16 protein-coding genes and 2 pseudogenes are annotated in these 24,968 nt (G+C 44.6%); 8 read left to right on the top strand and 10 right to left on the bottom strand.

The features are described 5' to 3' along the window. Positions 1-95 precede the first annotated feature (95 nt). Positions 96-290 carry a hypothetical protein gene (locus AB4263_RS20855; protein WP_017061218.1) on the bottom strand — a complete coding sequence of 65 codons (195 nt, stop codon included), beginning with the start codon at positions 288-290 and terminating at the stop codon, positions 96-98. A gap of 185 nt (positions 291-475) precedes the next feature. On the opposite strand from AB4263_RS20855, the pseudogene AB4263_RS20850 reads away from it, so the two are divergent. Together AB4263_RS20850 and AB4263_RS20845 are read left to right on the top strand one after the other, a co-directional pair. Continuing rightward, positions 476-1,363 (top strand): annotated as a pseudogene (locus AB4263_RS20850) (ABC transporter ATP-binding protein). Further along, on the top strand, positions 1,360-1,878 hold the full coding sequence (locus tag AB4263_RS20845; protein WP_102320933.1) for a transcriptional regulator: 519 nt from the start codon (positions 1,360-1,362) through the stop codon (positions 1,876-1,878). Before AB4263_RS20850 ends, AB4263_RS20845 begins: the two are co-directional and overlap by 4 nt. 362 nt (positions 1,879-2,240) lie before the next feature. Here the strand turns inward: AB4263_RS20845 and AB4263_RS20840 are convergent, their stop codons facing one another. Next, on the bottom strand, positions 2,241-4,220 hold the full coding sequence (locus AB4263_RS20840; RefSeq protein ID WP_017061215.1) for a replication initiator protein RctB domain-containing protein: 1,980 nt from the start codon (positions 4,218-4,220) through the stop codon (positions 2,241-2,243). Between the two features lie 1,259 nt (positions 4,221-5,479). On the opposite strand from AB4263_RS20840, the gene AB4263_RS20835 reads away from it, so the two are divergent. The 4 genes from AB4263_RS20835 (at position 5,480) to AB4263_RS20820 (ending at position 11,955) form a co-directional block, all read left to right on the top strand. Further along, a complete protein-coding gene (locus AB4263_RS20835) occupies positions 5,480-6,697 on the top strand; it encodes a ParA family protein (protein ID WP_017061213.1) in 1,218 nt (405 codons plus the stop codon). Between the two features lie 5 nt (positions 6,698-6,702). After that, on the top strand, positions 6,703-7,677 hold the full coding sequence (locus AB4263_RS20830; RefSeq protein WP_017065141.1) for a ParB/RepB/Spo0J family partition protein: 975 nt from the start codon (positions 6,703-6,705) through the stop codon (positions 7,675-7,677). 93 nt (positions 7,678-7,770) lie between these two features. Then, positions 7,771-9,864 (top strand): GNAT family N-acetyltransferase, encoded by a 2,094-nt coding sequence (locus AB4263_RS20825; protein ID WP_372098828.1) that lies wholly within the window; start codon positions 7,771-7,773, stop codon positions 9,862-9,864. Between the two features lie 420 nt (positions 9,865-10,284). Next, positions 10,285-11,955 carry a DUF342 domain-containing protein gene (locus AB4263_RS20820; RefSeq protein ID WP_372098827.1) on the top strand — a complete coding sequence of 557 codons (1,671 nt, stop codon included), beginning with the start codon at positions 10,285-10,287 and terminating at the stop codon, positions 11,953-11,955. Between the two features lie 124 nt (positions 11,956-12,079). Here the strand turns inward: AB4263_RS20820 and AB4263_RS20815 are convergent, their stop codons facing one another. The 6 genes from AB4263_RS20815 to AB4263_RS20790 form a co-directional block, all read right to left on the bottom strand. Beyond that, positions 12,080-14,194 carry a type I secretion system permease/ATPase gene (locus AB4263_RS20815; protein ID WP_017061209.1) on the bottom strand — a complete coding sequence of 705 codons (2,115 nt, stop codon included), beginning with the start codon at positions 14,192-14,194 and terminating at the stop codon, positions 12,080-12,082. Positions 14,195-14,212: 18 nt separating this feature from the next. After that, on the bottom strand, positions 14,213-16,123 hold the full coding sequence (locus AB4263_RS20810; protein ID WP_017061208.1) for a LapD/MoxY N-terminal periplasmic domain-containing protein: 1,911 nt from the start codon (positions 16,121-16,123) through the stop codon (positions 14,213-14,215). 5 nt (positions 16,124-16,128) lie between these two features. Next, positions 16,129-16,797 carry a transglutaminase-like cysteine peptidase gene (locus AB4263_RS20805; protein WP_019823329.1) on the bottom strand — a complete coding sequence of 223 codons (669 nt, stop codon included), beginning with the start codon at positions 16,795-16,797 and terminating at the stop codon, positions 16,129-16,131. Positions 16,798-16,856: 59 nt separating this feature from the next. Continuing rightward, positions 16,857-18,248: an HlyD family type I secretion periplasmic adaptor subunit gene (locus AB4263_RS20800; RefSeq protein WP_017061206.1), complete on the bottom strand. Its 1,392-nt coding sequence runs from the start codon at positions 18,246-18,248 to the stop codon at positions 16,857-16,859. Between the two features lie 112 nt (positions 18,249-18,360). Next, positions 18,361-19,647 (bottom strand): sigma-54-dependent transcriptional regulator, encoded by a 1,287-nt coding sequence (locus AB4263_RS20795; RefSeq protein WP_372098838.1) that lies wholly within the window; start codon positions 19,645-19,647, stop codon positions 18,361-18,363. Between the two features lie 84 nt (positions 19,648-19,731). Continuing rightward, complete coding sequence (locus AB4263_RS20790; protein ID WP_372098826.1) at positions 19,732-21,654, bottom strand: ATP-binding protein; 1,923 nt, start codon at positions 21,652-21,654, stop codon at positions 19,732-19,734. A gap of 167 nt (positions 21,655-21,821) precedes the next feature. Between AB4263_RS20790 and pdxH the strand changes: the two genes are divergently transcribed. Further along, entirely contained in the window at positions 21,822-22,457 is a 636-nt protein-coding gene (gene pdxH / locus AB4263_RS20785; RefSeq protein WP_137001607.1) for a pyridoxamine 5'-phosphate oxidase, read from the top strand. A 102-nt stretch (positions 22,458-22,559) separates the two neighbouring features. Here the strand turns inward: pdxH and AB4263_RS20780 are convergent, their stop codons facing one another. Further along, positions 22,560-23,342 carry a helix-turn-helix transcriptional regulator gene (locus AB4263_RS20780; RefSeq protein ID WP_102332341.1) on the bottom strand — a complete coding sequence of 261 codons (783 nt, stop codon included), beginning with the start codon at positions 23,340-23,342 and terminating at the stop codon, positions 22,560-22,562. Positions 23,343-23,706: 364 nt separating this feature from the next. Next, positions 23,707-23,883, bottom strand: a pseudogene (locus tag AB4263_RS20775) (SUMF1/EgtB/PvdO family nonheme iron enzyme); the annotation flags it as partial. A 246-nt stretch (positions 23,884-24,129) separates the two neighbouring features. Between AB4263_RS20775 and AB4263_RS20770 the strand changes: the two are divergent. Beyond that, entirely contained in the window at positions 24,130-24,954 is an 825-nt protein-coding gene (locus AB4263_RS20770) for an AraC family transcriptional regulator (RefSeq protein ID WP_017061200.1), read from the top strand. The last annotated feature ends 14 nt before the right edge of the window (positions 24,955-24,968 follow it).

The following is a 24,968-nucleotide window of genomic DNA, read 5'->3' as shown; positions in this document are numbered from 1 at the left end:
TCAAGGAGTTGATTAAATCTGGATAGGAAACATGAAAAAACACTTATAAATCAAAGGGTGGCGTTGTGCCACCCTTCTAAATGCAATGGGGATTATTAGTGAATAAGACCTAGCTCCCTCGCTTCTTCCAGACTCAAACCGCTTTCTCTAATTTCTCTTAGAGTCTCGATACGACGACGAGCTTCAGCAGACTTCATTTTCTTTTCTGGTTTGAAAGATACTTCTTCTTCAGCATCCCACTTGTTTGCAATATTTGTCATTTCATCATGGTTGATAGAATTAATGGACATGTTTTCCTCCGAAAAGCACCATGTAATGGACAGGTAATCTGTAGCAAATGCTTTTTCGCTTGTTAAGAAATTCTGTACTGAAGTGTGATGATTCCGACGCTTCACAAAGCTAATTAATAAATGCCTCATTTAAACTTTGCCAAAGCCATTTTCTGCAATTATATTTAAAAGATTCCCCACAAGAAATGTGGTTTGATCCAACTCTCATTTTCCCCTCTTTCAATGCAATCAAATCCGTTAGCTTTCACATAGGCTAAGGCGAGATTTTCGGCTTAGCCGGAGAATAAGGCTGCGGGAAAAGCACCTGCGCACGATTGATGACCAAGGTTTACCCTGCGACAGAGGGAGAGATACTGTTCAAAGGCAGAGACATCTCTACGCTGAAAAGCCGTAAAGATATCTTGGATTATCGCAGCCGTGTGCAAATGGTGTTTCAAGACCCCTTTGGTTCACTTAATCCCACTCACACCATTGAGCACCATTTAACGCGCCCACTTAAGATCCATAAACAGGTAGCCACTAAACAGGCTCTCACAGAACGCCTCAAAGAGTTATTAACGCTGGTGGAGTTACCCATCGAAACGCTAGCCAAATACCCGCACGAGCTCAGTGGGGGCCAAAGACAGAGGGTTAACCTAGCCAGAGCACTGGCCGTTGGCGCTGAGGTTATTCTTGCTGACGAACCCACCTCGATGTTGGACGTTTCGATTCGACTTGGCGTGTTGAACTTGATGCAAAAAATGAAGCAAGAGTTAGGCATCGGCTTTTTGTACATAACCCACGACCTTGCCACGGCACATTACATCGCTGAAGAGACGGCGGTGATGTACAAAGGACAGATCGTCGAATGGGGATCAACCCAGTCGATCTTAACCAATCCACGACACCCGTACACTAAGTTGTTGATCTCTGCCGTACCAGATCCCGATCTGCCATTTGGCGAACTCGTCAAAAATGAGCCAAACTATTCAATAGACGCTGATCGTATTCGAGAGCAGAGCAGTGAAATACAGCATGAAATCAAACAAGTTTCTGATAATCACTTTGTAAAACAGTGGGATAACGTTGCATGAATGAACTAGACACTTGGTTAGAGCGGATCGGAGATTGGTACAAAGACCGCAAGCATGATCAAGTGGACCGGTTAGAACCTTTGATCTTAACGCCTCCAGATGCGCTCTGGGGGCCATTGATCACGGATGAGCAGAGCAAAGGCATCGCATGTTGGCTAGACGGATGCCTGAGAATCTTTACTTTCTATCGCCACCTCGCGGATTCATCGAATCCGGACTTGGCTTCGCAGGAGGCCAACAGCTCAAGCCATCAAGATAAAGCCTACCAATACCTAATGTTTGCCTACAGTAAGCTGCAAGCGGTGTCATGTGACCCAAAATCAGAAGCGGGATTGCAAGAGTGGTGTACACAGCGGCTACAACACTTGTGTGTATTGGCTTTGGAGTTTACGAACCAACAGCAAGAACCACGTTGGAAAGCAGAGTCTGAAAAATTGATCGAATCGCATGTACGCTTTATGGCAACCCATCCCCGAAACGATGATCAAGGAATTATTCAACGCCATCTCCACTGATCAAGCCCTTCTCGATCAAGCATCAAATCAGAATCTCACCAGAGCTAGATCCGTAGAAAGCATGATCGAGCCTTGATCATGCTTCGGCGTTTAACTCTGTAAGCTATTGAATTTTAGGCAAAAAAAAGCGAGTCCCTTGGGAACTCGCAAAAATCTATTCAGTATGATGTAACAAAATATGAGCCAATCTATTAATCACAAGAAAGGACAAAGGTTGTCTATTCGGGATAAATAATAATCAACTAGATGCGCTACTTTGTCATCACTTTGTCAGCGTTAGGTGCGATTTTAATCAGCACCTAATGTGTTCAAAACTATCCATTCAGCGACGGTAAAACAGGCTTATCGCGATAGGATAATGACTAGTGGCCAATCGCCATTTCATCGAGCGCAAGGAACACGTTTTCGTCTAAATGACCTTCATGAACTTGTTTACACACTTTACGACGCACCGCTAAACCAGAGATCAAACGTTCAATGGACAGATGTCGATTGCTGGTGCTATCTCGGTCGTTATATAGCTCAATCAAGCGACTCAGTGTTTCGTATGGGATAACGTCCTCCCCTACTCTCAACCAATCAAGCTTCTCAATGAGCTCTGAGCACTCTTCTTTGATTGAGGCATGTGAGTGCCCTGTCATAGCAGATAAAGCCGTTATGCTGCGTTCTAGAGCCTCTGCAGAGGTATATTTAGAGAGAGTAATCATGATCTCGTCAGCGTTGATCTCAACAGAGTGTTTACGCTGCTTAACTCGACGTCCCAATTTGCCTCTTGGCGACGGTGCTTTACGCTGAATGGGTTCAAACTCACCGTCGATAATCTCAGACAGCTCTTCCAGTTTCTGCTTAGACACCATTTCGTTACGAAGTGGGTTCGGCAGCGTTGGTGCCATATTACGCTTACCTGCGTTAGTGGTACGCGCTCTTGAGTAACGTAATACTTCTTCCACATTACATTTGATATCTACCTGATAATCGGTCGTTTTCCCTTTTTCGATCAACGCGGTGATCGTCAAGTGATAACCCCATAGATTAACCAGGAAGGTATCTTCTTGATCCCCGACTTCACCCAATTTTCTGAGCTCGCGGATCAGATCCATCGAGAAACGACGCCAATCGATGTTACGCGCCAATTTCTGGTTGAGCTCACTGAGCAACATGCTATCTGAATGGCGACGTGCCATGCGGCTTCTAAAGTACGAATACACTTGGAAAACCAAGGTATGTTGCTTCAGGATTTCTGGCGGAAATAGGAAGAAATAGTCACGCGTCAGCAGCTCTTCGTAGAACGAAGGTTCCCAAACCAGGATGTATAGGTTCGGTTTAATGCGAATTTCGCCGTCAGAGCCCTCTGTAGGCGCTTCTTCCGATGCTGTAATGGTTCTAGCTAAGAATCGGAAACGATCACTCTTAAAGCCTTCTGGCATGTTCTCACTAAGCCAACGGCCTGTAAGCTCGTGCAGTTGGAAATCCGTGAATTCGATACGATCAATACTGTCGCGGATCGAATCACGAGCAGGGCCGCTGTCTTTCTTGCCACGTAAAGACAAAATATCAGTGATGTAGAGTGGTGTTTTGTTCGGCGTGTGTTTCGCGTCTAGATGGTAATCATCTTGGTGGTGATCATGATATTGAACGGTGAGCGTGAATAACGCGAATAACGTCATCAGATCGTCAACGGTCATGATATTTTTAGAAGATCTTGTCTCGATCACAGCTCGAGTGCCAGAGATCGAAACCATGGATTTCTGGTAGCTCTTACGAGTTCTAGGTGGCGCTAACGCTTGATCAATAATCCCCGCCCAATTGGTTGGCGAAACAATGAATTGATCCGCTTCATCTTTCATCGTTGGTGGGGTATTCAACCCATGTTCATTCAGTAAGCGCTTGTTTACTTTGGTTTGAGCTAGGGCTTTAGAGCGCTTTTGCTTTTCATTTTGCTTCACGCTTTCTGTCACTAAGCTGGTGGCACCCAGCACCGATATCAATTGGTTTGGGTTCACAAAGCGATGCAACATGGTTTTACCAGCAAGGCCTTCTTCAAAGCGAACGGGGATTTGTTTGAACAATCCGATATTAACTGCAGCTCTCAGCCTTTGCTGTAAGGCTGCGCGAGTGACTTGACCATCGGTTGATTCAATAATCTCAGTGGTGGAAACGTACCCGTCTTTACTGCTAAACCCACGAAGTGAAATTAGGTTAAGAAGCTCAACTATGCTTTTGGTGACACCTTTGAAGTGTTGATATTGTTCTATCCATTCAACGGCTGTTTCAGATACCTCAAATAAATGACCATCTTTGTGGCTTCGTGCCTTAATTAACAATTTCTCTTCTGGTTTCATTTTTGATCCGTATCACACTAACCGTAATTTCACTATAGTTCCTGAATGATAAAGAAAGAATGATCATAAATAAAGAGAATTTATTGGCTTTTAAATAACTGATCTTTTTGATTAATATGATCTTAAATGATTAAGTGATCTAATGATCTGGACGTAACTTTGCTTATAAGTGGCTGAATTTAAAGCATTAAAATAAACCGCCTTGGAAAGCATGATCATAAAGGTTCCGAAACTATGATCATTAAACTTAAGAAAGCATGATCACAGAACATCAGAACGATGATCATTAAGTCATTGTAAGCATGATCATTATTGGTTCGAAAGCATGATCATTATACTTATACAGCTTATCCACAGATCGGAATTCAACATCGGTTTCTAAGTCGCTTTGACTTGTCTAAGTGGACACTTGTGGTGGCCAATCTATCGGAACAATGATCAAGAGAGCATACTTTTTTATCGTTCCTACCCTATTGAGTGCAAAATTTAGTCTGTATCCGCTGGAAATGGATTGCTTTGATGTATTTAGAGCGGGTGGGTCTTAACTAGGAAGCATGATCATGAAATTGTCATGTTTGTGTATTCTTGGTCTGTGTCGATTGAATTTTCAATCATTGAGCCCTTATAGGCGTTGAATCCCCATTCCAAAAGCATTTGTCCGTAACTTAGTTCATAAATTACATGCTTCCGGAACTATGTTTACTTGATCATTTTTCCGGAGGTTGATCATTTTCAATGTGCAGTTGCTCGGATCAATATTGCTCAGTTTACGCCTTGATCATGCTTCATAATTTGGCGTTATCAATTATCTTACACTGGATGTACTCCATGATCATTCTTCCGGTTAGGTTCCAATCCTCTGTTGTTTTTTGACACCCCATCTTCTCTTCTGTTTTGAATTTTTTGGTCATTGAGTGTTTTTTAATTTTTATTGGATTGAAAATCTATAAATTCGAATGCAAATCACACCAACCGTAATCTACGGTTGTATTTCAATCGTTCCGAAGGTTTTTCGTTGAAATTCCATTTACATTGTAAATAAGTGATGCTGTAACATTTAAAATGTAGACTAGAAATAGCATGGTTATACATGATAGAAACAGTCATTTTTGTGTTTGTCTAAGGCGATGTTTCATCAAATTGTAAAAACGCGGTCTATTTTATGTGATTTTACTCATAAATGTATGTTCATGTTTTTGTTGTGTTTGTTGTTAATCGCTGTACAATTTGTACTTAGTTAATCATTACGGAAACTGGCAATGAAAAGAGAACAAACGATTGATAAGCTCTATCAGCTAGCCGAACAAACTCAACAAGTTCAGGCTGACCGAATTGAGATTATTTTGGAAGAGCGAAGTGATGAACATTTCCCTCCAATGTCTAAAGCTATGATGGAGACTCGTTCTGGTTTAACGCGTCGTAAGCTCGATGAAGCGATCACTAAACTTGAAGCTGATGGCCATCAGTTCACAAAGAACAACGCTAATCATTACTCGATTTCATTGACAGAAGCTCACATGTTGATGGACGCGGCAGAAGTGCCGAAGTTCCATGAACGTAAGCAGCACGCTGACAATAAGCCATGGATTATCAACGTACAAAACCAGAAGGGTGGTACGGGTAAATCAATGACAGCAGTTCATTTAGCCGCTTGTTTGTCTCTGAATTTGGATAAGCGCTACCGTATCTGTCTGATTGACTTGGACCCACAGGGCTCTTTGCGTCTGTTCCTAAATCCACAAATTAGTGGGGCAGAGCACGACAGCATCTATTCTGCCGTCGATATCATGTTGGACAATGTGCCTGAAGGCCAAGATGTCGATTTAGAGTTTCTTCGTAAGAACGTACTATTGCCAACTCAGTATCCAAACCTGAAGACAATTTCTGCTTTCCCAGAAGATGCGATGTTTAACGCTGAAGCGTGGCAAAGCCTTTCACAAGATCAGTCACTTGATATTGTTCGTCTGTTAAAAGAGAAGCTTATCGACAAAATCGCCGATGACTTCGATGTGATTATGATTGATACCGGCCCGCACGTTGACCCTCTAGTATGGAATGCAATGTACGCGTCGAACGCACTTCTGATTCCATGTGCAGCTAAGCGTTTGGATTGGGCTTCAACGGTTAACTTCTTCCAGCACTTACCAACGGTTTACGAAATGTTCCCGGATGACTGGAAAGGGCTCGAATTTGTTCGTCTAATGCCAACCATGTTTGAAGACGACAACAAGAAACAGGTGTCAGTTCTGACTGAAATGAACTACCTGTTGAATGACCAAGTAATGATGGCAACCATTCCAAGAAGCCGTGCTTTTGAAACCTGTGCCGACACTTACAGCACGGTTTTCGATCTAACGGTGAGCGACTTTGAGGGCGGTAAGAAAACTCTAGCTGTTGCTCAAGACGCAGTACAAAAAAGTGCTCTAGAATTAGAGCGCGTATTACATAGCAACTGGCCTTCACTTAATCAGGGATAACAACAATGGCAATTAAAACATCTGACTTAAATGCAAAGCTATTTGGTAAAGCAAACAAACGTCGCGTAGCAACACCACAAGAAGCGCAAACAGCGGCAAAAGAACAGGCTCAAGTGATTGAGCTTTCTGTTGCTGGCGAAGATTTGGTTTCATTTGAATTGGTTCGAATTCCTGCGGCTGAAGTGGCAACTCGAACGGTTGTTTTTGAAGAGAATGCTCGTGAGCAATCTTTCTTAAACGAGCATGCGCTTTCTGATGTTCTTACAACATTGAAAGAACGTGGTCAGCAATACCCAGCAGTTGGTCGTAAGAACAAAGACGGTAAAATTGAAGTTCTTGATGGTAGCCGTCGTCGTATGTCATGTATTTTGGCTGACAAAGAGTTCCTAATCTATGTTGCTGAAAACATTAACGGCGAACACGCTAAATTCCTATCAGACGTAGCTAACGCTCATAAACCGCTTTCTCTTTATGAGAAGGGCAAAGAGATGCAAGCGAAGCTAGATAAAGGCGAAGCTGAAGACCAGAAAGCACTGGCGAAAATGTTCCAGTGCAGTGAAGCTTTGGTGAGTGGTGCATTGAAAGCAGCCGCTTTACCACTTGAATTGCTACAAGCTTACCCAAATGTGAGCGACCTTGGTCGTCCAACCATTGTTAAACTACACAAGCAGTTTGGTGGATTGACGAGTGAACAGCAGCAAACACTGCTGACTAAGTGTGATGCTTCTGAAGGTTTTGTATGGCAGCGTAGCGAAGCTCAAGGCGTAACTCGTCTAACCAAAGACGTGACAGAAACTTTGGAAGGTTGGATTCTTGAATTGGCGCCAGCGCCAGCGAAGAAAGCTTCTCCAAAAGTTGAGCTTATTAAGGGCCGCGCATCATACAGCCGCAAGGGTTCAAACTTGGCGTTGAACCTTAAGAAAGTTGATGATGCAACAATGGAAGAAATCCTCGCCTTCGTTCAATCGAAGCTCGACTAAGTCGACGACTTTTCATTACTCCTCTAAAGCCGCTTAATGCGGCTTTTTATTTGGCTGTGATAAACTGTGTTTAGATGAATCTGGACGCTAACTATGACAAACCCAACCAACACTTTTCTACATACACTTTCTAATATTGCTCAACATAACGATCACCGTTACGGCGTGGTCTTTGATGGCGATTTTGATTGGCAAAACTCTGCTGTTTTTTCTTTCCTTCAAGACTCACACAGTCCGAGCATCTTCCAGATTGGCGGTACGCCATTTGAAGGTGTGATTCATGCTCCAGTAAAAAAAGGCCAACAACTGCTTGGTCGTGAGTGTCAGGTTCTTGTTTGTGATTTTAGAGAGCAGTTCAATGCGAATGGTTTTAGTGCCGCGTTGGGTTCGTTAGTTGGTGGTGGGCTGTTGTTGGTGTTGCCGCCAAAAGTTAATGCCTCTGAAGATAGTGAAAGCTTTGGTCAACGTTGGTTAAAACGTCATTTCGATAAACTGATGTCTGTTTCACAACACAATGAAGCCTGCGATGTAGTTCAAGCAACTCACGTTCTTCCTCAGATGCAAAGCGCCCAAAACGGATTGGATAAATTTGAACAGCAAAACACGGCTGTTGAATTAGTCAAAAAAGTGGTGTCTGGACACCGTAAACGTCCTTTGATTCTCACTGCGGATAGAGGGCGTGGTAAAAGTTCGACATTGGGTATTGCCGCTGCGCAGCTGTTAGTTGAGCGTCACGGGTTTAATATTGTTGTTACCGCACCTTCAGTGAAAGCGGTAGAGCCGGTATTTTCCCATGCTAGCCAAGGGTTGGAATCTTGCGAAGTGGTAAACGCTACTCACATTCGCCATCAAGGGGGAAGTTTGAGATTCGTCGCGCCAGATGAATTACTTAAATCCAAGCCCGATTGTGACCTTCTATTTGTTGACGAAGCAGCTGCAATTCCAATTCCGATGCTTAAATCCATGGTCGACATCTATCACCGTATGGTCTTTTCAACCACGGTACATGGTTACGAAGGCAGTGGGCGAGGGTTCGGTATTAAGTTTGAGTCTTGGCTTTCTGAGCATCGTCCGGGGTGGAAAGGCTTTAAGCTCGAACAACCGATTCGTTGGAATAACAAAGATCCGCTAGAGGATTGGTTGTTTGATTGCTTTCTACTTGGCAATGACGCATCAGTCACTGAATCGGCGGTTGATGAACTCGATGGCTTTTCTGCTGACGCAATCAACCAATTAAACTTGGGCGAGTTATCAAAATCAGAATGCTTGGCTAATCCTGAGCAGCTACAACAATGTTTTTCTCTTCTCGTGGATGCGCACTATCAGACCTCGCCAAATGACTTAATGCAATTTCTCAACAATCCAGCAATCCGTTTATACGCCGCTTGGCAGCAAGATAAATGTTTAGGTTGTATGTTAGTGACGGAAGAGGGTGGTTTGGACAGCGAGTTGATTGCTCAAGTTCAACTTGGAAAACGCAGGCCTCAAGGTCACCTTGCCCCTGTATTACTGGCAAACCAATTTGGCTGTACTCAGGCGGCGACCAGTCGGTGCCTTCGAGTTATGCGCATTGCTGTTTCAGCACGTCATCAAGGTTTGGGTATTGGCCGTTGGATGTTGGCTCAGTTATCACAGCAAACCAGCCAAGCAGATTATCTGGCGACAAGCTTTGGCGCGACCAGCGAATTGATTTCTTTTTGGCGTGGTAGTGAATTTGAAGCTGTGCACATCGGCCACCAGCGAGATCAGGCCAGTGGCTGTCACTCGGTTCTGATGGTTAAGGCGCTTAACTCAAACTCTCAAGGCTGGATAAACCAAGTTCAAAATCACTTCGAGCGTAGCTACTGTTTTCTTGTTTCAGGTTCTTTGGTTTCACTTGAAACCGATATGGTGCGAGCACTGCTGCCAAAGAGTGTTCACACCGTTAGTGAGTTTGAAACTCAGTTAGTTAGAAATTACGTGAACGGTGGCAACAGTTATGATGCGATCAGCTTCAGCGTACTGAACTTGATTCTACTCAGTAACGATCGAAATATTGGTATTTCTGACTTACTCATCGCAAAGGTTGTTCAGCAGAAAGAGTGGGGGGCTTGTGTCGAACAGTTTAATCTGGTTGGTCGTAAACAAGCAGAGATTCAGTTTCGTAAAGATGTCGATGCTCTGTTAGCAAATTTACAGTGTAAATAGGCTAGCCATCATTTAAATAGACTGACCGCTACAAATTAGATTTACAGTGTAAATTAGAATGTTGGATTTACACTGTAAACTGAAGCTCCATATTGAAATCCGTTTTTACTCTGATTATCTGTTTCATCACTTCCGTTTCATCTCTCCATGACAGCCTTTAATCTTCTAAAGCTATTCGCCTTTACTATCTTGCACCAATATCGAATCGACATTCAATCACACGAAATATTCTGAAAAAATTTTCCTATGTATTTGTAAAGGCGAAGCAGATCATAAAATGTGTAAGTCTTATTTATGAGTCATGTTTGCAGAATCGAAAGTAAGTGATGTGACGCTGATTATTCTAATAATGTGATACTCAGCGCAGAATTAATTATATAGACTGAATAACAACTGAGTCATTAGGGATACTCAATTCGAATGTGGGATAACATCGTTACATTGTCGGAAGACAAGCAACAAGTAATGGCATGTCTGCCAACCGGGACTGTGGTTGACGCAAGCTTTGATAACAAGACGCTGCCACCAACCTTGGAAGCTTTGAATGCATCAAACTATTTTCTTTTCGAAGAAGAGGTTTTGCGTTTCGTTACTCTTGCTAAAGAAGGTAAGGGTGAAGCTTATGAAGGAATCTTGATTGCCGAAGTTCGAAATGCCACTGTTGCGGTCGAACTGTCTGATGATGAGATGTTGGCGAGTCTTGTAGTTACTGGTCCATATAATGGACACCCACTGCGTGGCAGCGACATCATTCAGTGTTTATCGCAAGCTCAAATAACAAAAGGAATAAATAAGTTAGCGCTCAGAAAAGTTCTGATGATGAGTAGCAAACTTAAGCCCGGCGAAAAGTTTACTCAGCCCGTCGCTAAAGGGACACAACCAGTAAAAGGTAAGGACGCCAAGTTTGCCGCCTTGGTTGAAGATATTACTCGCCAAGTCTTAAAGCCTCGCAGTAAAGACGAAGGCAAGATTGATATGCGAGACTTGGGACAAACCATTACCGTTGGTCAAAATGATCACTTAATGAAACGTACCCCCGCTACCAAAGGTATCGCTGGCTTTACCGTTCAAGGCCGAATTATCCCACCGCTTCCTGGACAAGACAGTTTAATCAAGCCTGGAAAGGGCACTTACATCTCCCCTGAAGATCCCAATTTACTACTCGCCTCGCACCCTGGATTGCCCATCATTAAAGATCGAACCATCGAAGTGGATGACGCCTTATGTGTCAGCAACGTCGATGTCTCAACTGGGCACGTTAAATTTAAAGGCAATGTCTTTGTCTCTGGGAACATCGAGCCGGGTATGATCGTCAAGGCGACCGGAAGTGTTACGGTTGGTGGCTTTATCGAATCGGCCGAAGTGCAAGCCCAGGGGGATATCAAAGTCGCGAAAGGGATTATCGGCCACACGACCAAGGAGGGTGAGCCAAAAAGTTGTAAGGTATTTAGCAAAGGCTCTATCACCGCAAGCTACGCACAGAATGCCGAGCTACAAACGGCTAATGACCTTCGACTTGGTGTGCACAGTATGAGTAATGACATTCGCTGTGGTAACAACCTTATCGTGATGGACAGTTTGAAAAAGCACGGCACCCTCAGCGGTGGTGAAGCCAAAGTCGGCGGAAAAGTAGAATGTGTTTTCTTAGGTGTTGAGGGAGATACCGCCACCAAGGTACATGGTTTTGCGCGCTACGATGGCTACCGCCAAAAGATAGCCGAGCTGAAGGAAACTTATAAACATACGCAAGAGCAAACCATGGGTGTAATTCGCCAAGAGTTAGAATTTAAGAAGCGCCCGAAAGCCGAGAGAAGCGAAGAGCAAGCCCTAGAAATTGAGCAGCAACGTGAGAAGAATAACCTTGCAATAGAAAACACAAAGTCGCAGTTAGATACACTCGAAGCGGAGTTTGCAACCAACCTTGCTGAATGCACGGTAGAGGTTCACGAAAAAGTGTATACCCGAGTGACGATTCAATTTGGTGATGAGACAGTCACAACCAAGCGAACCCATGGCGGAAGTGTTTTCTCATTCAACCAATACGAGATCCAATGTTCGTTTAAGATGGAGCAAGAGGATATTGCTTTGTAGACTTTTGTGCTGAACACAAAGTTACGTATGGTTAAGGTTACGATACTGACAAATCGAAAAAGGGGAGCTGATGCTCCCCTTTGGGTTTCTACTGATAATGATTTATTTAGGTGATTTGAGCGCTCTAACTAACGGCTCTCACTCGGCCTTGTTTAAGGTCTGAAAGAACCTGTGCTTTTGGACCATCTGCAATGATGCAGCCTTTCTCCATAACGATCACTCGATCGACAATGTCCAACATCGACGTTTTGTGTGTAATCAGAATCAACGTCTCGCTTGGTAGCAACTGGTTAAGCTGGTGTTTGATGTGCATCTCAGAACGGTTATCCATAGCACTGGTCGGCTCATCCATTAACAATACTGGCGGACGGCCTAGGAAGGCTCTAGCAATGGCAATTGACTGACGTTGACCACCAGACAGCAAGGCACCACCTTCACCCACTTGGCGTTCTAAACCTGCAGGATCTTGCTGAGTAAACGCAGTTACGCCTGCACGGTTCGCTGCATCCATCACGTCACGGTCATCCACCAAAGGGCGGCCTAAAGTAATGTTGTCTCTTACCGAACCGTAGAACAAGTTACTGTCTTGCGGCACACAGCCTATATTGCGTCGTACGTCGACATGATGCAGTTGCTCCATATCCGTGTCATCAATGCGTACATGGCCTTCTGTGGGCTTGTAGAGGCCCATAATCAGACGTTCTAGTGTGGTTTTACCTGAACCAATACGACCAATGATTGCTACTTTCTCACCTGGACTAATATTGAGGGTTAAGTCTCTAATAGAAGCAACGGGTGAATCTGGGTAGTGAAACGTCACTTTATCTAGCGCAATATGGCCCTGAATAATCGGACGGTGGATATAACGTTTACCTTCTTCTTGTTCATCAGGCATCGACATCACTTGCTCAATCAGAGTCATTGATGACTTCGCTTGGTTGTAACGAGTCGAAAGCAAAGACAGCTGAACAAGCGGGCCAATCGCTCGGCCGCTCAACATGGTCGCGGCAATCAAGCCACCCATCGTAAGTTCACCTTCTGCAATTAGATACACGCCAAAGATGATCATACCTACGTTAGTACTTTGCTGAACAAAGCCGGCGGTGTTTTGGATGCTGTCAGTGATGCGTCGGCTTTTGATATTCCAATTCGCCATGTGAGCAACCGCTTCTTCCCAACGGAATTGGAATTGGCTTTGCGCACTGAACAGCTTAACCGTCTCTAACCCTGCCAAACTCTCGATTAAGTTCGCGTACTTCTGCGAAGCAAGACGAGAGCCTTCTTCAATGGTACGGCGCAGTGGACCTTGGATTAGCAATGCATAGACGATCAAAATGACCACTCCAGCAACGGGAACGAATACAAGGTTTCCAGCCATTAGCCAAATTAGCGCTAAGAACATCAGTGCGAAGGGGAGGTCGATGAGCGAGCCAATGGTTGCAGAGGTAAAGAATTCACGAATGGATTCGAACTCTTGCAAGTTTTTAGCGAAAGCACCGACAGAAGCAGGTTTCGCTTCCATACGTATCCCCAGTACTTTACTGAACAGCTTGGAGGAAATGAGAATATCGGATTTCTTACCAGCAACGTCAATGAAGTAGCTTCGCATCAATTTGAGCAGCAAATCGAATAGGAACACGACAAAGATACCACTCGCTAGCACCCACAAAGTTTCAAAGGCGAGGTTAGGTACGACTTTGTCGTACACCAAGCGTGTAAACATGGGCGCGGCTATCGCGAAGATGTTGATCAGAATGGAGGCAATCAACACATCTCGGTAGATGTTTTTCGATTCCCAAATCGTACTCCAAAACCAATGCCCTTTGCGTGTTTTTAGAACCTCTGGTGAACGTTCATCATAACGGAACTGTTTCTTGACCAAGAAGTAGCGACCGATGAATTGTTCTTTCAGCTCTTCGACGGGAATGATGATTGGCACCATTCCGCTTTCCGCTGTAATGATTTCCGCTTCTTGCTTCTCTAAATCGATACTGTTGAGAACGCACGCCTCACCTTGTTTAAGCAATAAAACTGCAGGCAGAATCAGGTGAGGGATCTTTTCTAAGTCGGAACGGTTTTCTTTTGCCACTAATCCTGCTCGTTCAGCAGAACGAGGGAATAGGAAAGGGGTTAGCTTTCCATCAGATAGTGGTAGCCCATTGATCAACGCTTCGGGCGAGTTAGCTAACCCGTAATACCGGCTAACGTAGATCAGTGAGTTCAATAGTGGATCTTGCATGTGATATAACCCTTACAACTATTTATCAACAATGAAGCCTTGGAACACTTCTACGTAGTTATCAGACAGGATATCTAGCTGAGTCTGAGTTTCTATTCGAGACGCGATGGTGGTGACGCCTAGGTTGTGAGCGGTTCTAGAGATCGACGTTAAGGTAAACTTCTGTTTTTCGTCATCAAGGTTATGTGTGAACAGGTAATCTAGCTTCACATAGCTTGGACGGTATTCGTTGATGTAATCCAGTGATTGGAAGTTACGTCCGTAGTTATCGACACCAAACACCGCTTCAGCGTTGCGAATGGTGTTACACAAAAGTGCCGTGTAGTGCGGAACGTTGATGAAGCAGTTTTCTGGAATCTCAAAGTGCAACAGGTGAGCGATTGAAGCATTCTGTTCAAGCGTCTTACCGATCCAACGGATGAAGCTTGGTTGAGATATACTGCTTGGCGAGAGATTAATAGCGACTGGGCTGGTTACTTCTTTTGCATTGAGCTTTTCAACCATCTTCTCAATAACGTATTGGTCGAGAATGTGGCTCATTTCAAGCTGTTCTAGCGCGTATAGATACTGGTTAGCACCGTAACGCACGCCATCTTTTTCAATCGCAGAGAACACCTCTTGGTGATACGTTTTACCAAAGGCATTGTTTGCAGCCTGCAAACGGAAGGTAATGAGGTCGTTGATGATCGCTTCTTCAACCAACATACGCCATTGTTGTTTGCCCATCACTGCGCCGTGATCGTCTGCGGTTACGTAGCCGTAAGCAAGTTCTCGATTCGCCTTGGCACTTGAGAGTGCGTTATCCACCAGCGACATGATTTCAGTACTGGTTTTACGCTTGTTGCTGTAGGTCACACCAAGAGCAATATGTGGATTTGCAGTGCCTGTTGGGTCTGAACCTAGGCTCTGGATACAGTTTACGATGCTGCTCGCGACAAGTTTCAGTTCGCTCTCATCAATGTTTGGCATGATGAAACCGAACTCGTCACTAGAAATACGAGCGATGGTGATATCTGGAGATGAAATTGAAGCTTGCAGCTGTTCAGCCAGTTGATGAACCAAGGCATCACCTTCTTGATAGCCCTTTTCATCGTACTCTTCACTGATAAACTCCGCTTTAAGTACCGCTAAACCACCTAAGCTCGACTCCTCTAACCATTGAGTTAACTGAGACATGTAGTAAGCACGGTTACCTAGCTGAGATACAGGGTCGATATATGCTCTTTCACGTAACTTCTGAGCTTCTTTCGCTTGGTTTTTAAATGCCAGTTCAACTTGAGTCGACATGTGGTTGATACCATCGACAACCAAGGTGAGATCTTTTGTCTTTGGACGAGCCAGAGGTTCGCCAAACTGATTCTTGGCGATCTGATCCATCTTGGTAATGATCAACGAGAGCGGGCGTAAAGCGCGCTTAAGGATCCAAGAGATAGACACCAAACCGAGCAAGAAGATCGTGCCAAATATGCTCAGTAAGCGGATGAATGCTTGCCAAAGTTGATCGTAGGCAGGGCCTGGGTGACTTACGATCTCGACCTCGGCCAATTGCATCCAGCCACTGGTGATCACGCGGCGGTCATGAACAGGCTCGAACAGGTTTAGGTTGGTAAACCACTCTGGTACGCCAGTTGGCTTTACAGGGTATGAGCGGAGAATGTCTTCACCGCTATCGAGAAAGATCAATCGAACGACTGAGTAAGAACTGCCATCAAACAGGGCGTTGATAACAGACTCCACTGCCACCTTGTCCTTTTCTTCTAGGTAAGGGGCGAGAGCCAGTCCAACAGTATTAATGGTATTACTTACCTCAGAGCGTTGCTGCTCCTCTAAGTATCCACGGGTGGTATTGAATTCGATCATAAAAACTGACGTCATCAGCAGTATGAACACTGCAACCATCCCGACCACAAGCTGTTTATATAAAGTCATTGTACCTACTCATCGTAATTGATAATGGGTTTGTTTAATTTTAGAGAGCGCTCACGTGAACGTAAGTCGTTCCATAAGCTCAATCTTGAAGATTTCCCTGCCAACTTGCCGCTGCCTGCTGCCGACTTGATCAACCAAAGGTTTTTACCGTTAAAACTGTAAATTGGTCTTAGATCTGGGCGTTTGGAACCGCGTTTAATTTCAGGGTTTAAGTTGTCCAAAATTAATGGCTCTGCACTCGGTGTTGAGTAGTAAGCTAACACCATGTGGAACTGGTTTAGTTCCAGTGCTTTTACGTACACTAATCGTAATTTCTTATCTGGGACGCCCAGTTCAAGCAAAGAGAAGTATTTTGCGATTGTGAAGTCTTCACAATCACCGGCGTTGCTGCCTAAAAATTCCAGTGGTGTTGCCCAGTAGTCATTCTTTCCCCACAGTATGTTGTCATCGACAAAGTACATCTGGTTGAAGAACTGGTTTACTGACCTGAGCTTCTCTTTTTCACTTAATCCGTCGTATGACGTCATATTTGAGCGCCATGTCGCCACTCGCTTTCCGGCTCTATCGCCGTAGGTTTTGGTCACTGCATCTATCCACCGTTGGTCGCTCTTGTTGAGCGCCACAGAGGTGAAAGAGGTGAGGACCAGCAGCAATAGCGAAATCCGAGACTTCATAGCCTCTGCTCTTGTCTATTTGCTGTGTATTGAAAGGCGTTATCAAACATCAAACGTCCTTACTCTTTTAGTGCATTGTTTTGAGCGCTTAATAGTGGCTTCAACATGTACTCAAGCACGGTTCTTTTACCCGTGATGATATCGACAGAGGCGGTCATACCTGGAATGATTGGCAACTCTTCGTTCTGTCCAAAATTGTGTTTTTCGGTGCGCACGCGCACGATATAGAAGCTATTGCCTTCTTCATCTTGAGTGGTATCGGCACTGATGTGCTCTAACACGCCTTCTAGACCACCGTACTTAGTGAAGTCATAAGCACTGAATTTAACGATGGCAGTCAATTCTGGGCGTAGGAACGCGATATCTTGCGGGGCGATTTTCGCTTCAACCAATAGAGAGTCTTCTGTTGGTACAATCTCAACGATGTCCATACCCGGTTGGATAACCCCGCCGACAGTATTAATACCCAATGTTTTAACGGTGCCTGTTACAGGAGAAACCACCACGGTACGGTTTACTCTGTCTTCTAGGCCAACGGCAGATTCGGTCATTGCAGAGAGCTTGTCTTGGGCTTGATTGAGTTTTTCTTGTTGTTCGGAGCGGAAGTTCAGTGCGGCGTCAATACGGCTGAGCATGGATTCTTTGATTGCTGAGCGTAAAAGAGGAATTTTTAGCTCGCTCGAAGTCATTTCTCGGCGAGTGTCGTTCACTTGTCTTTGCAGTTTAAGTAATTCAATTCGTGGTACCACCCCTTCATCGGCGAGAGGTTTGGTGATATCCAGTTCTTGGCGAGCAAACTGGTAGCTCTGTTTTAGGTTTCGAACACGCGCTTTAATCTCAACTAGGTCTTGCTGTTTCTGTTCAACTTGTTGATCAAAAACGGAAAGCTGGTTTCTCAGATTATTGAGATCTTGACGGTATTCTGCTTTTTGACGATTAACCAGTTGAGGTTGAAGTTCATAGAATTTAGGTGGGAACGCAAGCTTGCCATAATCGAGAGTGACACTTTTCTTCCATTCTTTTTCAGAGAATTCTTCATTGATGACAACACTGGTCAGGGAAGCGGAAAGCATTAACACGTTGGCGGTCAAGTTCGCGACTTGTTGTTCACGTTCGCGGAAGTCAGAACGGAATCGTGTGTCATCGATTAACAGCAGTTGTTGACCTTTTTGAACGCGTTGGCCTTCTTTAACTAAGATTTCTTTAACCAAGCCACCTTCAAGGTTTTGTACCACTTGGATCTGAGAGGAGGGGATCACTTTGCCTTGGCCAACGGTAACTTTGTCGATCTCTGCCCATGCAGACCACCCAATAGCAGCAATAAAAAACAGAACGATCACCCACAACATAATTCGCGCACTGGTGGGCGTATTGAGGAGTAGTGCCGCTGTTTTATCATCGACATACTCAAGCTCGGTCTCGTTCAATTTGCTGAAATTTTTCTGACTCATAACAGTCCTTGTTCGCTAAATAAAAGTGCAAGCCTATTGAGTGTATTCTTACTTTTGATAAATGTTAAGATTTTGCTCATTTAAATCTTTGAATTTATATATTTTTTAAGACTTATCGGTTCTTGAAATCTGTTTTATCGAGTTGGTGCTTTCTTAGTTTGTCATACAGTGTTTTTCGCGATACCTGCAGCTCTTGTTGTACTTCTTTTAAACGACCTTGATGGCGATGTAGTGCCTCAATCAAGATAATTTGTTCAAAGCTATCGGTGCGTTGGTTTAACGACTGTTGTTGCTCTTCAATGCTCGTATCGAGTTCATTTTGCTCATTAGTATCGTTGTCGAGCGACGGCTGCTTAATTTGAGTCAGCACTCTGAGTTCAGCATGTTGGCGAAGCTGACGAATGTTCTCCGTCCAATGCGTTGCAATGAGTCTCTGGATCTCTTTTTCTGTAATCACGGGTGGCGGCAGTTGATAGCGACTGGCTGCACCACGAGCAAAGTGTTTGAACAAAGAGCCAATATCTTCCGTTCTTTGCGCCAAGGGTAGTAAATTAAATCGGCGCAGTTCACCTGTAATTGTAGTAGGAACTACTGTAGTTGCGATAATGATACAAGTTGCATTGGTCTTGCATGAGTTTTCACGAAGTAGAGTAGGTTTTAGGTTCGCTAACCACAGCCATTGATCCTGAGTTAGTGCTTCTGTCTCATGGATATAGAGTGTTCCACCTTGATGCTTCAAGAACAGTTGCAAAATAAACTGATGGAATGTCGCTTCGTCACTGCGTGGCAAATTAAACGCAGCGACAGGGCAAAGCTCCGCGGTTTGATGACTGTGTAAATCATGGGTGTATTGTGCTGTGACCCTTTTCCCCGTCCCTAAATCACCAACAAATAATAGAAGTGGGTTAGTTTTGGTATCTAGGGTGATCAATTCTCGGCGTAATGCCTGCATTGATGGTGATTGACCAATCAGTTTCGGGCCAACCTGATTTTGCATTGCCAACTCTTTACGCAATAGGTTGTTCTCTTCAACCAGTGCGAGCTTATCTGCGGCTTTTTTAACGGCAGTGAGTAGGGCATCGACCACAAATGGCTTTTCCAGAAAATCGTAAGCACCGGCTTTCATCGCTGATACCGCGGTTTGCACGTCACCATGTCCGGTAAGTACGATGACCTGAAAATGAGGATTTTGGCTCAGCAACTTTTGCGTTAATTGAATGCCATCCATTACCGGCATGTGAATATCGGTGATGACAATTCCGGCTTGCGTGGTATCTATTTTCTTTAATGCCTCAATAGCATTGGGAAAGCCGACGATATCGATACCTTCAATGAGCATGGCTTGTTCTACCGAGTCTCGAATGGCGGGTTCATCGTCGACAAAATAGAGTTTAGGCATAGAGTGCAAAAGCCGATTCCTTAGCTGTAGGTGAGATTAGCAGTAATGTGAAATTCGTTTTCCGTTAACAATAACAACGGCGTGTTAGCGCTTATCGTTATATAACGGGATGTTTAGCGAGAATACCATGCCTGAAGGCTCTAACCGGTTCGCGCTGATCGTGCCGTGATACGCTTCAATAATCCGTTTCGATATTGAAAGCCCTAGCCCTAAACCTTCCGGTTTGGTGGTAAAAAACGGGTCGAACAGCTGTTCTAGCTTATCGTTCGGCATGCCAATTCCGTTATCCCAAATGATCAGCTGACAAGAGTCATGATGCAGTTGCCATTCGATGCCTATCTGTGGGCTAGCCTGTTGGTCAACGCTTTCCAGGTTTTGTTGCTCCTGCAAGATTTTCTGTTCAAGAACTTGATGTTGCAGCGCTTGAGTCGCGTTGTGAATCAGATTCACCAGTACTTGCTCGAGTTCGGTTGGATGAATCGCAATATTGATGTCATCTGGCACCGTGCTTAGCCTTAGCGTAATTCCTTGCTTGATCATCAGCGCACTGAGAATACTGGTGGCGTTGTTGACCGCTTGATGCAGGTTCGCCACATGATGTTCTTGTTTGGTGACCTTGCGAGTAAAGACTTTGAGTCGCGCGATGATGTCGGTAATGGTGTTGTTGAGGCCAATCATTTTCTCAAGATTGCTTTTCACTAAATCGGTTCGTTCCATTTCCAGTAGCTTTAAGCTGTTTTCACTGTAGGTTCGCAGTGCTGCAAGCGGTTGGTTGATTTCGTGGTTAATGCTGGCTGACAGCTCACCGAGTACCGCTAGTTTCGCGGTTTGTGTCAGCTCTTGTTCTGTCTGTTTCAACTTCGACTGCGACTCTTGGTATTGAAAAAGGGTTTGTTGCAGCTGCTGATTGGATTGCTTCAAGTAGTGGGTACGTTTATCAACGGTTTGCTCTAGGTTTTGGTTGAGTCGGGTCAACGCCACTTTCGCGAGATAAGTCTGGCGCCACGACCAAGCGATGAGCATCACCAAGCTGTAAATCACCACGAAGATGACATCGATCTGAAAGATTTTAATAAGTTCAGCTCTGGTCTCTTTTAGTGCGACAACTTGGTACTGGTTGTTGCTGACCGTTGCAGGGTAAAGATTAAAAGCACCAAGCTTGAATAACTGGTTGGCGGTGAGCTCTTTTCGGATTTCATTGGATTGAAGGTTGCTAGATTGATTGGTATTGCTCGCTTCTGACTGAGAGCTTGAAGAACGAAAGGCTTCGATGATCGAAATTTCGCTTTGACCGTATTGGCGTTGAAGTGCGATATCCGTTTGTTGTTGCTGAGTTAGTGGCAACAATGAATGGTAAAGCCATGGAGCTTGGCTTGATAGAAAGACCACTTGGTTAGAGTCGAGTACTACGATCTCAAAATCGTCGCTGGTTAGGATGTTTTCGAGATTTTCTAAGCTCACTTTTACGGTGATAACGCCAACAATTTCCTTGTCGATATACAGAGGTGAAGACAGAAAATAACCGCGTACGTTCGAACGAGCGCCTAGCGCGACATATTGTGTGTTGTTACCTTGAATGGCAGAAGCAAAGTAGGGACGAAACGAGAAGTTCTCACCCACAAAAGTGCGAGGCTTTTGGTAATTACTGGAAGCGACCACAGTACCGTTCGGATCGTGAATATAGATGGTGTCGGCTTGGCTTTGATTCGACCATTCAAATAGCAATTGATTGAGCTGCGCAGCGGAAATCTTGTCTGCTTGTGGTGATGAGTCAAAATAAGAGAGCAAGCGCGGGTCATGACTGAGCAAATCCGGGATCTGTTTGAATTTATCCAGTTCAGAATCGATTTGTAGATTGGCTTTATTCGCCGCTTCATCGAGTTGCTGAGTGACGATTTTTTCTTGGAATTGTACTGCCATAAAGTGGGTTGCGGTCAGCCCTGCAGCTCCCAATAACAATGAGAATAAAACAAAGGGCGTCATTAGGTTAGGCAGTATTTTGGTCACTCGGATCTCAGCTTGTCATCGGTTTGTATAAAGATTATCAATATGATGGAGAGAGTACCGAGATCTTGTTAACACAGAGCACCTTCTGTGAGACAAAACCATGGCTTAGACTTGTGTTTCAAAGGATTACGGCGCAAAATCACAAAAAAATTAAAAGGAGCAACCAAATGGAACTGACAGATATTCGTCGCGAATACGCTAAGGGTGGATTGAGACGCAAAGACTTGGCCCCAGACCCGATTGAGCAATTCAATCTATGGCTAGAGCAAGCCATTGAAGCGAAGTTGACGGACCCTACTGCCATGACAGTTGCTACGGTTGATGAAAATGGTCAGCCATTCCAACGCATTGTTCTGCTGAAGAATGTTGATAAAGACGGGTTCGTTTTTTACACTAACCTAGGTAGCCGTAAAGCGCACCAGCTTGAGCACAACAGCAAAATCAGTTTGCACTTTCCTTGGCATCCACTTGAGCGACAAGTTCATATTACGGGCACGGCTGAAAAGCTAACGGCTATGGAAAATATGAAGTACTTCTCGTCACGTCCAAAAGAGAGCCAATTGGCCGCGATTGCAAGTAAGCAGAGTAGCCGCATCTCAGCGCGTGGGATTTTAGAAGGTAAGTATCTAGAGCTTAAACAGAAGTTTGCCAAAGGCGAGATTCCCGTGCCTTCTTTCTGGGGTGGCTTCCGAGTTCGTGTTGATAGCATTGAGTTCTGGCAGGGTGGTGAACACCGCTTGCACGACCGTTTCTTGTTCTCTCGCCAAGACAACAGTTGGGATATTGATCGTCTAGCGCCTTAGGCTGCTTGATCGCTTAGCTGCTTAACAGATCCAAAAGTGCCGTTGATTAGACTGATCAAATCAACGGCATTTTTTTGTCTGGATTTTCAGCTGAACAGTCAATCAGTCACTGTGCAGAACAACGGAGATCTGTTTTTTGAGCAGAGTTTCTGGGATCACTGAGCCCAATCCTGAATCCAACGCATACTCAATCAATTGGCTTTTACTGCGTGCATCAAACTTCTGTTTCAATCTAGCGACATGACCTTCGACCGTTTTGATTGAAATGTTTAACGTCGACGCGATGTACTGTGGTTTCTTGCCGAAAAGCAGTAAGAACAGCACCTCTGATTCTCTCGAAGTCAGCCGCTTTTGCAGTTTAGACACACGCGGCTCTGACCCCGCAAGCGATGCCTGATTGCCTTTTGTTCCTGTGGCCTGACAAACCCAATGACCAACCTCTAAGATCGCGGTATCGGTAAGCTCTTGGCCATAGAAGATGGTGCCTTGGACGTTGTCGTCATCATCAAGCCAAGGGGTTTTGGTAAAGATATGGGCGTGCCAGCGTCCGTCTGGATAGGGGTGAATATCGAGAATCTTAAGGGTACTGCGTGTATCCATTACATGTTTGTCTTGAGCCCTGAAATCTTGTGCGCACTCAGTGGTTTGACTGGGCATGTCGAAGTCGGTCAAGCCAGTACAAGTCTCATTGGGTTTTAAGCCAATCAATTGGTTGTAAGCAAGGTTGGCATACACGAAGACCGAGTCAGTATCTTTGCAGCCCCAGCAGCCTGGAAGTTGTTCGAATAAAGAACGATGTATGGAGTTGAGTGGATCTGGCAAGGTTTTATCTCGTGTGTTGCGATGTTGCAATAATATCAGTTTCTTATAGCGCTGCAATGGCAATTAGAGTACGAAAAATAAGGGGGGACTGACAGTTAAACGGACTGCTGACTAACTGTGTCAATCACGGAGAATCGATGGGCATAAAGGGTGATAATCAGGCAAAAAAAAGCCAGCCTGAAGAGGGGCTGGCTAAAGACAAGATATGCCTTGTCGACATGTAGAAGATTTTCAGTCTAATTTACGAGGGTCAGGTAAATTAAACTGAGGCATCAATTTGATACCCAGAGTGACTTACTACTCTATCGACGAATCTACTCCTAGGAGTGCTTATGCATAAGGGGGGAATTCCCCTATAAATGTTGCTCAATGTGATAATTGAGAACCTAGAGTAAATATTTGGGGTTCTGAGCCTATGACTGGGAGCCTACAGCTCTCGTACTACTCGGAATCCTAGATAGTTCGCTGCCGTTGAAGGCGGTACGTACAGTTCGTTAAACACTTTTGCTTCTTCAGGAGAGAAGCTCCACGCGCCACCTTTCGCTAGGCCTTTCTGAACGGTTGTCCATTCCCATACATTACCCACCATGTCGTAGAAGCCTGTAAAATGTTTTTCGTGTTCGTGTTCGTGTGATTGCTTGTGAAGCCCCTAAATTCGCCGGAACGATTGGTTTTACAATGCCCGTAGTTTGTACGCTCTTGATCATCTTTCCGGAGGCATGATCAAGATGATCGCGGTAATGATCTTCTGTTTATGGTGAGGAAATGACTCTCATGATCATTTACAAATTCATCTTGTGCAGATTTCAGAGTATTATTCTCACTATGTCGATCTGAGTACTTTGCTGTCATGCCAAAACCTTTACCCTTTCCAAACCTAGACTTGTCCCCGCTAGGCCTTACTGGCCCTCGCCCTGCGGAGATCATTACTTTGCCTTCGCATATGGATTGCCACGATCACCACTATTCGCAAGTCGTGATTGGTTTAAATGGTCAGGCGGAATTTGAAGTTTGCGGTAAAGGTAATCTTATCGGGCCGGGTCAAGGTTGTGTGGTAACAGCGAGCTCTGATCATGCTTTCGGTGGGGTGGTTGGTCAGTCGGATATCCTAGTGCTCAATATGCCTGTGCCAACCGATGATGACCCTCTAATGTTAGAGAAGATTAACCAGTTAGAATCATCGAACGTCTACTTCCAATTAGACGCGCAAATTCAAAAGCTTATCCATATGTTGGTGCAAGAAATGCAGGCGAGCCCGGATGATCTATTGTTAAGCCGTGCCTGCAATGACACGGTGATCGCTCTGATGCAAAGGCACATATCGGCATTTGAAACCTCAATTAAAGACTCGCGTTTTGATCTTGAAGCACTGGATCGCTACATCGAGCAACACCTCGCGAATAAGATCTCTGTCGCTCAGCTTGCGGGCAGCGTGTTCTTGGGCGAAAGCCAGTTCCATATGCTGTTCAAAGAGCAAATGGGCATTACCCCTCACCAGTATGTTCTTGGTAAGCGTATCGATCGTTCTCGCCGTTTAATTGAACAGGGTAACCTTAGCCTTGGTCAGGTCGCAGAACTGGCTGGTTTCTCCGGTCAATCCTCTTTTACTCACACCTTTTCACGCCTTCAAGGCATGTCTCCATCCCAATACAAAAAGAAAATTTCTGTTAAATAGTGAAACAAAACGGC

The organism is Vibrio sp. 10N.261.55.C5 (assembly GCF_041470505.1).
Classification (GTDB): domain Bacteria; phylum Pseudomonadota; class Gammaproteobacteria; order Enterobacterales; family Vibrionaceae; genus Vibrio; species Vibrio crassostreae_C.
This window is presented reverse-complemented; position numbering and strand designations above follow the sequence as displayed.

Bases quoted from the DNA above. Each gene is read 5' to 3' on its own strand.
- AB4263_RS20855 (WP_017061218.1), bottom strand. From the start codon at position 290: ATGTCCATTAATTCTATCAACCATGATGAAATGACAAATATTGCAAAC.
- AB4263_RS20845 (WP_102320933.1), top strand. From the start codon at position 1,360: ATGAATGAACTAGACACTTGGTTAGAGCGGATCGGAGATTGGTACAAA.
- AB4263_RS20840 (WP_017061215.1), bottom strand. From the start codon at position 4,220: ATGAAACCAGAAGAGAAATTGTTAATTAAGGCACGAAGCCACAAAGAT.
- AB4263_RS20835 (WP_017061213.1), top strand. From the start codon at position 5,480: ATGAAAAGAGAACAAACGATTGATAAGCTCTATCAGCTAGCCGAACAA.
- AB4263_RS20830 (WP_017065141.1), top strand. From the start codon at position 6,703: ATGGCAATTAAAACATCTGACTTAAATGCAAAGCTATTTGGTAAAGCA.
- AB4263_RS20825 (WP_372098828.1), top strand. From the start codon at position 7,771: ATGACAAACCCAACCAACACTTTTCTACATACACTTTCTAATATTGCT.
- AB4263_RS20820 (WP_372098827.1), top strand. From the start codon at position 10,285: ATGTGGGATAACATCGTTACATTGTCGGAAGACAAGCAACAAGTAATG.
- AB4263_RS20815 (WP_017061209.1), bottom strand. From the start codon at position 14,194: ATGCAAGATCCACTATTGAACTCACTGATCTACGTTAGCCGGTATTAC.
- AB4263_RS20810 (WP_017061208.1), bottom strand. From the start codon at position 16,123: ATGACTTTATATAAACAGCTTGTGGTCGGGATGGTTGCAGTGTTCATA.
- AB4263_RS20805 (WP_019823329.1), bottom strand. From the start codon at position 16,797: ATGAAGTCTCGGATTTCGCTATTGCTGCTGGTCCTCACCTCTTTCACC.
- AB4263_RS20800 (WP_017061206.1), bottom strand. From the start codon at position 18,248: ATGAGTCAGAAAAATTTCAGCAAATTGAACGAGACCGAGCTTGAGTAT.
- AB4263_RS20795 (WP_372098838.1), bottom strand. From the start codon at position 19,647: ATGCCTAAACTCTATTTTGTCGACGATGAACCCGCCATTCGAGACTCG.
- pdxH (WP_137001607.1), top strand. From the start codon at position 21,822: ATGGAACTGACAGATATTCGTCGCGAATACGCTAAGGGTGGATTGAGA.
- AB4263_RS20770 (WP_017061200.1), top strand. From the start codon at position 24,130: ATGCCAAAACCTTTACCCTTTCCAAACCTAGACTTGTCCCCGCTAGGC.